General features: G+C 66.3%; 14 protein-coding genes. 9 read left to right on the forward strand and 5 right to left on the reverse strand.

Annotation, left to right across the window (positions count from 1 at the left end):
* Positions 1–1,621 (reverse strand): LamG-like jellyroll fold domain-containing protein (locus tag FKP22_RS07510; RefSeq protein ID WP_310733311.1); only part of this gene is annotated, 1,621 nt, incomplete at its 3' end.
* Positions 1,622–1,712: 91 nt separating this feature from the next.
* Here FKP22_RS07510 and FKP22_RS31860 point away from each other — a divergent pair.
* The 9 genes from FKP22_RS31860 to FKP22_RS07550 all read left to right on the forward strand — a co-directional run bounded on the left by FKP22_RS31860 (position 1,713) and on the right by FKP22_RS07550 (position 11,263).
* Positions 1,713–1,991: a hypothetical protein gene (locus FKP22_RS31860; protein ID WP_170200796.1), complete on the forward strand. Its 279-nt coding sequence runs from the start codon at positions 1,713–1,715 to the stop codon at positions 1,989–1,991.
* Positions 1,984–3,012 carry a LacI family DNA-binding transcriptional regulator gene (locus tag FKP22_RS07515; protein WP_141286698.1) on the forward strand — a complete coding sequence of 343 codons (1,029 nt, stop codon included), beginning with the start codon at positions 1,984–1,986 and terminating at the stop codon, positions 3,010–3,012. The genes FKP22_RS31860 and FKP22_RS07515 overlap by 8 nt, the downstream gene beginning before the upstream one ends.
* Positions 3,009–4,250 (forward strand): sugar ABC transporter substrate-binding protein, encoded by a 1,242-nt coding sequence (locus FKP22_RS07520; protein ID WP_141286700.1) that lies wholly within the window; start codon positions 3,009–3,011, stop codon positions 4,248–4,250. The genes FKP22_RS07515 and FKP22_RS07520 overlap by 4 nt, the downstream gene beginning before the upstream one ends.
* Positions 4,240–5,304, forward strand: a complete 1,065-nt coding sequence (locus FKP22_RS07525; protein WP_141286702.1) for a carbohydrate ABC transporter permease — start codon at positions 4,240–4,242, stop codon at positions 5,302–5,304. Before FKP22_RS07520 ends, FKP22_RS07525 begins: the two co-directional genes overlap by 11 nt.
* Positions 5,301–6,188, forward strand: coding sequence for a carbohydrate ABC transporter permease (locus tag FKP22_RS07530; protein ID WP_211361331.1), 888 nt, complete (start codon positions 5,301–5,303; stop codon positions 6,186–6,188). Before FKP22_RS07525 ends, FKP22_RS07530 begins: the two co-directional genes overlap by 4 nt.
* Before the next feature lie 66 nt (positions 6,189–6,254).
* Positions 6,255–7,310, forward strand: a complete 1,056-nt coding sequence (locus FKP22_RS07535; protein WP_141286704.1) for an ABC transporter ATP-binding protein — start codon at positions 6,255–6,257, stop codon at positions 7,308–7,310.
* A gap of 16 nt (positions 7,311–7,326) precedes the next feature.
* Positions 7,327–8,853, forward strand: coding sequence for a glycoside hydrolase family 32 protein (locus tag FKP22_RS07540; protein ID WP_141286706.1), 1,527 nt, complete (start codon positions 7,327–7,329; stop codon positions 8,851–8,853).
* A gap of 161 nt (positions 8,854–9,014) precedes the next feature.
* Positions 9,015–10,148: an FIST signal transduction protein gene (locus tag FKP22_RS07545; RefSeq protein WP_141286709.1), complete on the forward strand. Its 1,134-nt coding sequence runs from the start codon at positions 9,015–9,017 to the stop codon at positions 10,146–10,148.
* Positions 10,145–11,263 (forward strand): ATP-binding protein, encoded by a 1,119-nt coding sequence (locus tag FKP22_RS07550; RefSeq protein WP_231013040.1) that lies wholly within the window; start codon positions 10,145–10,147, stop codon positions 11,261–11,263. Before FKP22_RS07545 ends, FKP22_RS07550 begins: the two co-directional genes overlap by 4 nt.
* A gap of 42 nt (positions 11,264–11,305) precedes the next feature.
* On the opposite strand, the gene FKP22_RS31865 is transcribed toward FKP22_RS07550, so the two are convergent.
* The 4 genes from FKP22_RS31865 to FKP22_RS07570 form a co-directional block, all read right to left on the reverse strand.
* A complete protein-coding gene (locus FKP22_RS31865) occupies positions 11,306–11,467 on the reverse strand; it encodes a hypothetical protein (RefSeq protein ID WP_170200797.1) in 162 nt (53 codons plus the stop codon).
* Positions 11,468–11,914: 447 nt separating this feature from the next.
* Entirely contained in the window at positions 11,915–12,343 is a 429-nt protein-coding gene (locus tag FKP22_RS07560) for a DUF3830 family protein (protein WP_141286715.1), read from the reverse strand.
* 38 nt (positions 12,344–12,381) lie between these two features.
* Positions 12,382–12,999 carry an LOG family protein gene (locus FKP22_RS07565; protein WP_141286717.1) on the reverse strand — a complete coding sequence of 206 codons (618 nt, stop codon included), beginning with the start codon at positions 12,997–12,999 and terminating at the stop codon, positions 12,382–12,384.
* The coding region (locus FKP22_RS07570) for a dihydroorotase (protein ID WP_141286719.1) at positions 12,996–13,773 on the reverse strand (778 nt) is incomplete at its 5' end. The genes FKP22_RS07565 and FKP22_RS07570, both read right to left, overlap by 4 nt.

Below are 13,773 nucleotides of genomic sequence, written 5' to 3' on the forward strand. Positions count from 1 at the left end.
GCGTGCGCCGCTCGTCCACGATGCCGATCGCGCGCAGGCTGCCATCCGCGGCGCGGCCCACCGTCGGTGCCAGGTGACCGGGCAGCAGGTCCAGGGGCTTAGGGCTGCGGTCGAAAGGCGTGAACAGGTCGCCGGACCATGTGCCGGTCCAGTAGACGGCGCGGGTGGCGGGCTCCCCGTACTTGCTCACCTTGCCGCCGATTGGATTGGCCAGCAGCAGCCACACGCCGTCGCCCAGCGGCACGAAGACCGGCATCTCCCAGATCTCGGAGCCGTTGTCGAGTTGGCGCCACGCGACGTCGGTGAAGCGAAGGGGCTTCCATTGAGGGCGCGCCTGCGAACGGTCCAGCACATAGTGCTGCAGTCCGCCGCCGCTCTCCAGCGCAGCACCGACGAGCATGTGCCAGGTGCTGCCCTCCTTCCACAGGAAAGGATCGCGAAAGTCGCGCAGGCCCTGGCTGTTCAGGACTGGGCCGAGCTTGCGCCAGTGGCGCAGTTGCGGATCCTCGCTGACGGCCATCGCCACGCCGGGGTTGGCGGCCGACAGCCGGTCGCCATGGTTGACGCTGGTGTAGAAGGCAAAGGCTTTGCCTCCGTCCTCGATCACGTGCCCGGACCAGATGCCCTTCATGTCAAAGCCGCTGTCTTCCGTTTGCAGCTCGGGCCACAGCGCGTCGGGCAGGTGTTTCCAGCTCACCAGGTCGGTACTTGTCATGTGGCCCCAGTGCATCAAGGTCTTGTAGGGACCGTTGGGTGTGCGCTGGTAGAACAGGTGCCAGGCGTTCCCGACGCGGATCAGGCCGTGCGGCTCGTTGGTCCAGTTGGCCGGCGGCATCGGATGCACGCGCGGGCGCTGCGTGTCGCCAGCGAAGCGTGTGGCCGGCACTACAAGCGAGGCTTCGGCATCGGGCGCGACGGCCGGAACCGGCAGGCGCCTGATCTGCTCGACGCTCAGTGCCGAGGGATAGACAGCCAACTCGTCATAGGCGGCATTCAGGCGGTTGACGATGAAATCCAGGATGCGCGCCTCGATGGCCGGTGCCGCAAGCGTCAGCGGCACGGCCGACAGAAGCAGGCGCATGCCGGGTTGGCCGCTGGCGGTGCCGAGCAGCGCGCCGTCCTGGTAGAGGCGAACGAGACCGGCTTGCGGATCCACGCTGACGATCACCTGCACCCAGCGGCGCAGCGGGAAGCGCTGTGGCGCCAGCAGCTCCAGCATGCCCGCCGAGGTGGCGATGCGGAAGCCCCAGCGGCCAAAAGCGTCGACATGCAGGTCGAAGCCTTTGCCGTCCTGCGACTGCTGGGCGATCGAGGAGGGAGACAGCTCGTCGACCGGCACTTCCCGATCGGAAGGGAAGCTCTCCAGCGCCAGCCAAAGCGACAGCGTGAAGCCGGCGTGGGCGTCCAGAGGCAGCGCGGCCTGGGTGTAGCTGGAAAAGCCATCGGTGCGCCAGGCACTGCCGATCACGCCCGGCACCACGTCCGGCGCGCGGAACTGCGTGTGGATCGTCGCGCCCACGGGCAGCTCGCCCTGTGCCAGCCGGTCGAAGTTCAGCGCGAGCAGTGGCGCCGGCATCGGCTGCGCCGATGCAAGCCGCGCACCGAGGCAGATGAAGGCCATGCCCAGCCGCATCCATCGATAGACATCTGGATCGCGCGGGGCACGGCTGCCGGCCCCATGCGCCGCGCCCGGCCTGCGGTCGCCGGAGGCCTTGACCGATGTGCAAAAGAAAAAGTCCGGCATAATGTCTATCGATAGCCATTTTATTGGAAAGACAGGCGCCGAACACCTGAGAGAGGGCTTCGGCGCCAAAATGTCTATCGATGGTATTTGCGGGAAAGAGAAGCCGTTCCTGGTGTTTCCCCGAGGTTCCGGGCCGGCATTCAACGCCTCGGGTAAACACGCAGTGCATCGCGTTCCCTGGAAACTACCATCGATAGACAAAATGCCGCTGAACAGAGACGAAAGACGAGCTGGCCCCGATGAATGACGCTTCGACCATCTACCAGGTCGCCGACCAGGCCGGCGTTTCGGTGCGTACCGTATCGCGCTACCTGAACGACCCGAACTGCATCTCTCAGAAGACCTCCGCCAAGATCGTCGCGGCGATGCGCGAGCTGCAGTTCCGCCCTTCCGTCGCGGCCCGCGCGCTGAAGGGCGTGAAGCCCAACCTGATCGGCATCGTGTCCGACCGCATCACCACAAGCCCCGACTCATTCGAGCTGATCAAGGGCCTGCAGCTGGCCGCAAAGGCGCTGGGCAAGCGCCTGTTGATCGCCGAATGCGGCGGCGTGGACGCCGACGTGCCGGAACTGATCGATGGACTGATCGAGCACCGAGTGGACGCGCTGATTTTCGCCACCCATTTCCACCGCGCGCTTGATGCGGCCCAGCTGAGGCGCGCCGAAGGCACGCGCCTGGTCTTGCTCAACTGCTACCTGCCGGGCGGCGAGGTCCCCAGCGTCGTGCCGGACGACGAGCAGGGCGCGCGCGACGGCCTGGCCCATCTCTACACCCACGGTCACCGCCGCATCGTCGTGTTCGAGCTCTTTCCGGACATGCGCGCCACGCAGCTGCGCCACCGCGGCTTCCTGAAGGCCGCGAAGGCGGCGGGCCAGCCCGAACCGGTCTTCGTGCAGGGCTCGCAAGGCGCATCGATCGAGGATGAGTTCGCCGCGATCGATTCGCTGGTCGGCCAGGTGCTGCGCGAGCACAGGCCCACCGCGATGCTGGCCGGCAACGACAAGATGGCCGCCCGCATCATCCAATGCCTGCACAAACGCCAGATCGCCGTGCCGGGCCAGGTCTCGGTGCTGGGCTTCGACGACCATCCGATGCTGGTCCATGCCACCGACCCGCCGCTGACCAGCGTGCGCCTGCCCTATCTGCAGATGGGCCGCCGCGCCGCGCAGATGGCTTGCGACGAAAGCGCCTCAGGCGCCATTCGCGAGCGCTGCGAGGTTCAGGTGCGCGCCTCCGTGGCCGCGCCCCCGGGCAGGAAGCCCAAATGAGGCCGGCCATCCTGCTGCTGGCGGCCACGCTGGCCGCCGGGGCGGCCCTTGCCGAACCGGTCGAGATCCAGGTCTGGCGCCACCAGACCGGCGATGCCGACATGCGGGCCAGCGCCGCCGCCGAGGCCCGCTTCAATCGCCAGCAGTCGCGATGGCGCGTCGTCGTCGAGACGCTGCCCCAAGGCTCCTACCAGCAGTCGGTCATCGCGGCGGCAATGACGAAGAAGCTGCCCTGCGTGCTCGACCTCGACCAACCGGCGGTACCCAATTTCGCCTGGGCCGGCCATGTCCAGACGCTGGAAGGCGCGCTGCGGCCGGCCGGCGTAGAGGCGCTGATCCCCGGCGCGCGCTCGACGTTGAAGGGCAAGCTCTACGCCGTGGGCCAGTTCGACGCGGCGCTGGCCCTGTTCGCCCGCAGGAGCGTGCTGGCCACGCACGGCATTCGCCTGGCGACGATGGCGCAGCCCTACACGGCCACCGAGTTCCGCGACATCCTGCGCAAGCTGAAGAACGAAGGCTTCCGCTATCCGCTGGACCTGAATGCGCAGTGGACCGGTGAATGGGTCAGCTACGGCTTTTCGCCCTGGCTGCAGAGCGCCGGCGCCGACCTGATCGATCGCAAGAACTTCACGCGGGTGGACGGCGTGCTCAACGGCGATGCTGCGCTGGGCGTCGTCGACTACTACGGCTCGCTGTTCACCGAACGGCTGGTGGCGCGCAAGCCGGTCGACGACCAGTCCTTCCCCAGCGGGCGCGCCGCCTTCCACTACACGGGCTCCTGGTCCGCCAAGGACTACCTCGCTCGCATCGGCGACGACCTGGTTGCGCTGCCGCCGCCGGCCTTCGGCGCCCAGCCGCGCATCGGCGCAGGTTCCTGGCAGTGGGCGGTGTCGAGCAGTTGCCCGCATCCTGAAGGCGCACGGCAGTTCATCGAATTCCTGATCTCCGCGCCCGAGATCGCTGCCTTCTCGCAGGCCACCGGCCTGATGCCCACCAGCGAGGCGGCAGCCGACCAGACCGCGCTCTACCGCCCCGGCGCCTTTGGCCGCAGCTTGTTCGAGTACGCCCGCGCCTATGCCTTGCTGCGGCCCGAGACACCGGCCTATCCGATGCTGTCCAGCAGCTTCGAGCGGGCCCTGAAGGAGGTGCGCGAGGGCGGCGATTCCGCCGAGGCGCTGGACCGGGCGGTCGAGGCGATCCAGCAGGACCTCAAGCGCAATCGCAACTATGGCTTCTGACCCGAACTCCCGCCTCGCCCAGGCGCACTGGTCCGAGGTGGCCGTGCTCGCCGGCCCAGCCTTGCTGCTGTTCGCAGCCTTCGTGCTGCTGCCCTTTGCGCTGGCCGTGGGCTTCAGCTTCACCAATGTGAAGCTGCTGCAGACCGAGCGCATCGAATGGACCGGGCTGGACAACTACACGCGCATGTTCGCGCTCAAGGTGGTGGACGCACCGCCGGCCGCCAGCGAGACCGAACGCGAGTTGCCGCAGCGCCAGTGGCGGCGGATGAAACGAGAGGCACCCGCGGGCCTCGACGGCTATCAGTACCTCGGCGATGTGTCACTGGCCGGCCGCCATTACCTCGTCGGTGCGCGCGATCCGCAGTTCCTGCGCTCGATCGCCAACACCTTCCTGTTCGCGCTGATGGTCGTGCCGCTACAGACGGCACTGGCCTTCGCAATGGCACTTTGGGTCAACCACGGTTTCCGCGGCCGGGTGGTGCTGCGCACCGTTTTCTTCTCGCCGGTGGTGACCTCGATGGTCGTCGTCGCGGCGGTCTGGGGCCTGATCCTGCACACCGAGGCCGGCCTGGCCAACCAGCTGCTGCGCGTGATCTTCGGCGACAACGCGCCGCAGCCGGACTGGCTGGGCGACCCGCACCTGGCCATGCTGTCCATCGCCATCATGTCGGCCTGGCAAGGCGCGGGATTCCAGATGCTGATCTTCCTGGCGGGCCTGCAGGGCATCTCCATCGACCAGTACGAAGCAGCCGACGTGATGGGCGCCAGCCGTTGGCAGAAGTTCGTCTACATCACCTTGCCGGGCCTCAAACGCACGCTGGTCTTCGTCGCCCTGTCCACCACCATCATGGCCTTCGGCCTGTTCACCCAGGTGGACGTGCTGACCGGCGGCGGGCCGATGGATTCGACCAGCACGCTGATCTTCCATTCGATGCGCGTGGGCTTCCGCGAGCAGGACATTGCCTACGGCTCGGCGATGACGCTGTTCTTCTTCGTCTTCGTACTGCTGCTGTCGCTGGGGCAGAAGAAACTGTTGGAAAGGTCCAGCCGATGATGAACGGCAAACGCGCCGCCGGCCCGAGCGAGGTGGCGAAATCCTTGCTGCACATCGCGCTGATGCTGCTCGCCGGCCTGGTCTTTGCCTACCCACTGCTCTTCATGGTGGCGGCCAGCTTCAAGCCGGGCGAGGCGCTGTTCACCGACCTGGGCAAGCCGACCGCGCTGCTGCCCGACGCTCGCTGGTCGCTGAACAACTACCGAGCGGTGTTCGAGAAGGGTGCCGTCGGCGCCTACCTGCTGAACTCGGGGCTGATCGCCCTGGTCAGCGTGTCTGCCGGCATCTTCATCAACAGCGCAGCCGCTTTCGCGCTGGCCAAGCTGAAGTGGCGCGGCCAGGGCCTGGTGCTCACGCTTGTCATCGGCCTGCTGATCGTGCCCTTCGAGGTACTGGCGATCCCGATGCTGCTGATCGTCTCCAAGTTGCCCTGGTTCGACGCCAGCGGCCTGACCATTGGCTGGCTGGACACCTTGCACGTGCAGATCATTCCCTTCCTGGCCAATTCCTTCTGCGTCTTCCTGTTCTACCAGTTCTTCAAGGATGTGCCCGACGAGCTGGTGGAGGCCGGACGCATGGACGGCGCCGGCGCGCTGACCATCTACCTGCGCCTGGTGCTGCCGGTGTGCAAGCCGGTGATCGTGACGGCCGCGATCATCCTGTTCCTGGGCATGTGGAACCAGTACCTGTGGCCGGTGATGACGGTGCACACCGCCAGCGCCCGGCCCGTGATGGTGGGCCTGCAGCAGTTCTTCGGCCGCAGCACCCAGTGGGGCGAGGTGATGGCCTATGCCTGCCTGATCACGCTGCCAGTGATGGTCTTCTTCCTGCTGTTCCAGAAGCAGTTCATCCGCTCGGTCGTCGGCGCAGGCATCAAGGGCTGAAACCTGCCCGCACATCCTCGCACATCGCCACATTTGTCTATCGGTAGCCAGTGAAGTTCAATCGACATGCCGAACATCGTTTTCCAGCACGCAGACAAGCGCTACGACGAGCGCATGGAGCGCTACGTCTTCCGCGACTTGAACCTTCACATCCGTCGTGGCGAGTTCACCGTGCTCGTCGGTCCCTCGGGCTGCGGCAAGTCCACACTGCTGCGGATGATCGCGGGGCTGGAAGCCGTCAGCGGCGGCCGCCTGATGTTCGATGACCTGTGCGTCAACGACCTGCCGCCGGTCAAGCGCGGAGTGGCGATGGTGTTCCAGAACTACGCGCTCTACGCCCACATGACGGTCTACGACAACATCGGCTTCGGCCTGAAGATCGCCGGCCTGCGCCGGGCCGAGCGCCATGCGCTGATCCTCGATGCCGCCCGCCAGCTCCAGCTCGAGGAGCTGCTGCAGCGCAAGCCCACACAACTCAGCGGCGGCCAGCGCCAGCGCGTGGCCATCGGCCGCGCGATCGTGCGCAAGCCCACCGCCTACCTCTTCGACGAGCCGCTGTCCAACCTCGATGCCAACCTGCGCGGCCAGATGCGGGCGGAGATCGCCGAGCTGCACCGCCGCCAGGGTGTGACCACCGTCTACGTGACGCATGACCAGGTGGAGGCGATGACCTTGGCGGACCGCATCGTCGTGCTCAGCCGCCAGGGCCTGGAGCAGTTCGGCACGCCGGACGAGCTCTTCGACACGCCGGCCAATGTCTTCGTCGCCGGCTTCATGGGCACGCATCGGATGAACCTTGTCCCGGTGGACGCCGCCCACGCGCCTCAGTTGGCGCTGCTGACCGGCCGCTCGGTCGAGGCGCTGGCCGCCGCTGGCATTGCCACCATCGGCGCGCGGCCCGAGGACATCGAGCTCGTCGCGGGCGCGGCCGGCAGCGTGCAATTGGTCGAACGGCTGGGCGCCGAATCGCTGGTTCACCTGGTCGTCACCGGCGCGTCCACGCCGCTCACCGCGCTGACCACTGACCGCAGCCTCGCCTTCGGCCAGCCGCGCTCGCTGCGCGTCAACGCCGACAAGCTCCATCTCTTCGGCCCGCAAGGCCAACGACTTCCCTCGCCCTGACCGAGCTCGCACCACCGTGACCACACCGATGCCGACGACCGATGCCGACCAGCATGCCTGGCGGCCCCGCTACCACTTCTCGCCGAAGCGCCACTGGATGAACGACCCCAACGGGCTCGTCCACTTTGACGGCGAATACCACCTCTACTACCAGTACAACCCGCAGGGCGACGACTGGGGAAACATCAGCTGGGGCCATGCGGTGAGCACCGACCTCACGCACTGGCAGGAGTTGCCGGTGGCCATCCCCGCGACGGACAGGCTGATGGCCTTCTCGGGCTCCATCGTCGTGGACCATGCGAACCGTGGCGGCTTCGCGCCGGCCGGCGCCACCGTCCCGGCACTGGTGGCCTTCTTCACCGGCTTCGACCCGGGAACCAAGATCCAGTCCCAGCACCTGGCTTTCAGCCTCGACCGGGGCCGCACATTCACGCCCTATGCAGGCAACCCGGTGCTGGACATCGGTTCCACCGAGTTCCGCGACCCGAAGGTGTTCTGGCACGAGCCGACGCAGCGCTTTGTGATGCTGGTGGTGGTGGCGCTGGAACAGCAGGTCTGGTTTTACACCTCCCGCAACCTGGTGGAGTGGACCCGTGTCTCGACCTTCGGCCCCGCCGGCTCGGCCGACGGGAACATCTGGGAAGTACCCGAGCTGTTCGCGCTGAGCGTCGACGACGACCCCACTCGCAAGCGCTGGGTGCTGATCGTCTCGGTCAACCACGGCTCGCTGTGGGGCGGCAGCGGCGTGCAGTACTTCATCGGCGATTTCGACGGCACGCGGTTCGTCGCCGATGACGCGCAGCCACCGACGCTCTGGGCTGACCACGGCCGCGACTTCTACGCCCCGATCATGTTCGCCAACATGCCGGACGAGCGCGTGCTCTGGCTGGGATGGTGCAGCAACTGGGAATACGCCCGCGAACTGCCAACGCAGCCCTGGCGCGGCCAGCAGTCGGCGCCGCGTGAGCTGAGCCTGGTCACCACACCCCGGGGTTTGCGCCTGCGCCAGCGCATGGCGGCGGAGATGAAGGCGCTCGTCGGGCCAGAACCGCTGTTCACCGCGCGTGAGAACTCTGCGCACATGACAGCGGCATCGCTGGCCCAAGCCGGTATTCAGGGCAGGCAGCTGATGGTGCGTCTGCGCGCGCTTCGGGCCGGCCTGGACTCACCCATCGGACTGGAGCTGCTCAAGGGCGCAGGGGAATCCGTGAAGGTGGGATTTGACCCTGAACGCAACAGTTTCTTCATTAACCGGAGCTGCGCGGCGCCCCGCTTCAAGGGTCAGTCCGAGAGGCACGATGCACAGCGGCTGTCCAACGCCAACGAGATAGAGATCGAGGCATGGATCGACGGCAGCCTGATCGAAGTCCTGGCAGACGGCGGCAGCGTTGCGTTGACAGATCTTGTCTATGCGCGTCCAGACGCGTCATGCCTTGGCCTTTTCCATGGCGCCGCTGCCACGGTTAGCTTGCTCGAGGTGCATGCCATGCAGGCCACATTGTGTTCCCCGGACGGTCTCCAGGTCGAAGCGCGACATCTCTGACGCACGGCATCGAAGGTCAATCCGAGGTTTCGATCCGGACGAGAGGCGCAAAACAGGCTCAAGTGGCGCTCCAACTTGTCGAAATGTCCAAGAGACGCTGGTGCCCGCTCCATGTCAGCAAGATGCGGTGTGTTGATGCCGCGCCCACCTGGAGAAGACCCATGAAGATTCGACAGCGCCTGTGGACGCCCGCCGTCGGCTGGACAGACGGATCCCCGGCCGCCGGCGACCGCGATCAACTCGTGCTTGCCTTCGGTTCACCGGACGCTCTTCGCCAACAAGGGCTATTCGATCAGTTGCGGGCGTGGCACCCGAATGCCCTGATCGTTGGTTGCTCGACCGCCGGAGAGATCCTCGGTACGCGTGTGCACGATGACTGCCTCGTGGCGACGGCCGTGCAATTCGAACGCAGCGTGATCGACTGGGTACTTGTTCCGGTCGCCGAAGACACGGATGGCCGCGAAGCGGCAGAACAGATCGCGCTCAAGCTGGTGCGCCCGGGCCTGCGACACGTGATGACGTTTTGTGACGGCCTTGTGGTCAACGGCACGTCGTTCGCCAAGGCTTTGCGCGAGCGCCTGCCCGAGGGCATCTGCGCTACCGGAGGGCTGGCGGCCGACTCCGACAGGTTCATCGAGACCTTGGTCATGTGCAACGGCATCGGGCAGAGCCGGCACGTCGTTGGCATTGGCTTCTATGGCGATGACTTGCTCGTCGGATATGGCAGCGTCGGTGGCTGGGACAGCTTCGGCCCCCTTCGCACCGTGACTCGCTCGCGAGGCAACGTGCTTTTCGAGCTGGATGGCAAATCGGCACTAGAGCTCTACAAGAGCTACCTGGGCGAACACTCGTGCGGATTGCCCGCGACGGGTTTGCGCTTCCCCTTGCTGCTGGAAGACGGGCGCGGCGGTGCCGGGCTGGTACGCACCGTGCTGGGCATCGACGAAGCCTCCGGGAGCATGACCTTCGGGGGTGACATCCCCGAGGGGGCCAAGGCCCGTCTGATGAAGGCCAACTTCGATCGCCTGGTAGATGGCGCGTCCGGTGCCGCGTCCGAAGGGCTGCGGCGGCTGGGCCGCGACGATGCGCAATTGGCCGTCCTGATCAGTTGCGTCGGCCGAAAACTCGTGCTGCGCCAGCGCATCGAGGAAGAGATCGACGGCGTTCGCGAAGTGCTTGGCGATACGGCGCTTGCCGGCTTTTACTCCTACGGCGAACTCTGCCCGCAGGGGACGCTTGGTGGATGCGAGCTGCACAACCAGACGATGACGATCACGACTTTCTCAGAGGTATGAATCCCTCCCATCACAAGTTGCTTCGACGTCAGCTGCGGCGCGCATTCGGCGATACCTATGCGCTGCCCACCGGGCTGGAGCTGCTGCTGGGGGCGGTAAGCCAGGCGTACGAAGATGCGGACGGAGAGCGCATGCTCATCGAGCGGGCGCTCGAAATGATGTCTCTCGAACTCAACGAGCGCAATGAACAGCTGCGAGCCGACCTGCGCGAGCGCCAGCAGGCGCGTGACGAACTGCAACGCCGGACCGACGAACAGCAGGTGCTGATCAAGCGCCTGGAGGAGGCCCACCATCAATTGCTCCAGTCCGAGAAGATGGCTGCCATTGGCCAGCTCGCCGCCGGAGTGGCGCACGAAATCAACAATCCGATCGCCTTCATCACGTCCAACCTCGGCACCCTGCGCGATTATTCGAAGTCGCTGCTCGCCATCGTTGAGGCGTACGAGGCGCAGGAGCATGTGTTCAGTGCGGCCGCCTTGTCGGACCTGCACCGGATCAAGGACGTCAACGACTACGCATTTCTGAGCCAGGAGGTGCTGCAGCTGGTGGACGAATCCAAGGACGGCGCCCTCCGAGTGAAGCAGATCGTCCAGGATCTAAAGGACTTCTCGCATGTGGGCGAGCAAGGCTGGCAGTGGGCAGATCTCCACAAGGGGCTGGACAGCACCCTGAACATCGCCAACAACGAGATCAAGTACGTCGCCGAGGTCAAGCGCTGCTATGGCAACATTCCGCAGATCGAATGCCTGGCGTCGCAACTGAACCAGGTGTTCATGAATCTGTTGGTCAACGCCGCACACGCGCTTCAGGGAATGATGGGATGCATCGTTGTCACGACCGGGTGCGAAGGCGATGACCACGTCTTCATCGACATCTCGGACAACGGTTGCGGGATCCCGCCCGAGAATCTGAAGCAGATCTTCGATCCTTTCTTCACCACGAAGCCAGTCGGCAAGGGCACCGGTCTCGGGCTGTCGCTCTCGTACGGCATCGTCCGCAAGCATGGCGGCCGCATCGCAGTCACCAGCGAAGTCGGCGTCGGCACCAGCTTTCGCATCTCGCTGCCGGTGCGGCAGCTTGTCGGCAGCGCACCCGACGCCACACCCGCGTCATAGACGACCCCGGAGCCTGATTGCCGCCAAGGGGCGATCCGCAGATCACGGGTCGCCCGCGGCAGTCGAGGCGCTCAATGCGCGCCAGGCCCGCACGACGCGAAGATCGAAGCATGTCCCGCCTTGGCAGTGCGCTTCGACGAACTGCGACGTCACCTCAAGCGCGATGCGCATCGCTTCAAAGACCTGCCGGTGGAAGATCAGCATGCCGCAAGAAAAGTGCCTGCTCGGCCACCATCCCGTTGAGCTTCCGCTCATCTCGAACTGAAGTCCTGGGTGCTCGATCACGCGTCCGATGGCGTTGAACTCTGGGCCGCGCACGGATCCACGGAGCTGCGCTTCGCAATAGGCGAGTCCACCCACAAGACGGACGGTTCGCTTTCCCACCACCAGGAACCTCGGCAGCCCCTTGCTTCACCGGGTCGAGGTGCAGTCGACTGCGTATTCCGGTCAAGACCGCCTTTCGGTCCAACTCAACGTCGACACCCGTTCCGGCTCAAAGTCGTCAGCTGTTCCAACGCTGCTCCAGCAGCTGTCCGGGAAGCGCGACAGTGACAGGCAGGCCCTGACCCAAGATGTTGGCCGGCTCAAGGTTGAAGCGCGACACACCGCAACCGCGGATGGCGCGGCATCGCCATAGGGCGCAGGTGCGCCTCAGGGTAGCTGTTCGAACAGGACGTCCTGCGCACCTTTCCACAGCACCTGGTGCCCCAGCGCGCGGAGTTTGTCTCGACCTTCCACGATGGTCAGGAAGTGGTTGCCAGCCAGCGGGCCCATGCGGCTGGCGAAACTGCAGGGGCCGTAGGCGAGGATGATTTCCGTCTCGCTGTAGCCACCGGGGTAGAACAGGATGTCGCCCACCGAGGGGTGGCTGGTGTGGTTCTCGAAGCCGACTGGCTCGCCCTGGCTTGCCAGGCGGAAGTCACCCAGCGGCACCCAGCAGGCCTCGCCGCTCCAGCGCACGTGGATCAGCTGCTGCTGGTAGGGCAGCAGCTGCAGGAATGCCGCCACGGTGCGGGGGGCGTCAGGGTGGGTCTCGGCGATGAAGGTCTGGTCGCCGGCAGTGATGCGGATGCGTGTCATGGGGACTGCGAAATGCGGGGCGGGGGGGCTGGAGGCGCTCAGGCGCCCGGCTGGTTGATCCACTTGGAAACCTGGGTCGGCTGCCAAGCCTGCAAGGCGTCGAGCAGGCGGTCGGGCGCGTCGTCGATCAGCACCATGTCGCGGTGCTCGGGTTTCAGGAAGCCTGCGCTCACGGCGTGGGTCAGCATGGCTCGCATGGGGTCGTAGAAGCCGAGCACGTTGAGGGCACCACAGGCCTTGGTCTGGTCGCCGAGCTGGGTCAGCGTGGCAGCCTCGAACAGCTCCTCCAGCGTGCCCAGCCCGCCGGGCAGCGCGACGAAGGCATCGGCGAGTTCGGCCATGCGGGCCTTGCGCGCCCGCATGTGCTCGACGACTTCATGTGCTGTCAGGGCTGGGTGCAAGTGGCCACGCGCGTACAGCCGCCGGTTGATGATCCCAACGGCAGCCCCTCCAGCGGCCAGCGTGGCGTCTGCCAGCACGCCCATCAGGCCTTTGTTGGTGCCGCCGTAGATCAAGCGGATGCCGCGCCGGGCCAGGGCCTGGCCCAGCGCCGTGGCGGCGTCTGCATAGGCCGGCGAGCTGCCGAAGTTCGAGCCGCAGAACACCGCGACGCTGCGCAGCGGGGCAGCGCTCGCGGGACGATCCCCTGCGCTCATGCCGGCTCCTGCAGCGGTGTGGCGCTGGGTGACACCCCATCGGGTGTCTGCAGCACCGCGCTGAGGTAGTGCTCGGTGTTGCGGGGCCGCGGTGCCGGCATGCGCTGCACGCTCTTGACCGAGCGGCCCCAGCCCGCCGCTTCCGCGACCAGCCGGCCATCGCGCATCACGAAGCGGCCCCGCACCAGGGTGTGCAGCGGGTAGCCTTGCACCGCCCGGCCATGCCAGGGCGAGATCTTGCTGATCGACTGCAGGCGGTTCTGGGACAGCACGCCGGTGCGGTCCATGTCGACCACCGCGATGTCGGCGTGCGCGCCCGGCATGATCACGCCCTTGGTGCCATACAGCCCCCAGGCCCGCGCCGGGTTCACCGCGCTCCAGCGCACGTAGTCCATCAGGCTGGCCCGGGCGCGGTTCACCTCGGTCAGCATCAAGGGCATCTGGGTCTCGACGCCCGGAAAGCCGCAGTCGCAGGCCCAGATGTTGGCGCGCGTCTTTTCTTCTGGCGTGTGGGGCGCATGGTCGGTGGCGATCATGTCCAGCGTGCCGTCCATCAGCGCGTCCCACAGCGGTTGGTTGTGGCGGGCCTCGCGGATCGGCGGGTTCAGCCGCATGATGCCGCCCAGCTTGCGCATGTGATCGGTGTTGAGCAGCAGGTACTGCGGGCAGGTCTCGGCGGTCACGTCCACGCCGCGCCGCTTGGCGTCGTGCAACAGGAACAGCGAGTCGGCGGCGCTGTGGTGGGCGATGTGCACGCGCGCACCGGTCCATTCG

This window comes from Ideonella azotifigens (assembly GCF_006519715.1).
GTDB lineage: Bacteria > Pseudomonadota > Gammaproteobacteria > Burkholderiales > Burkholderiaceae_C > Ideonella > Ideonella azotifigens.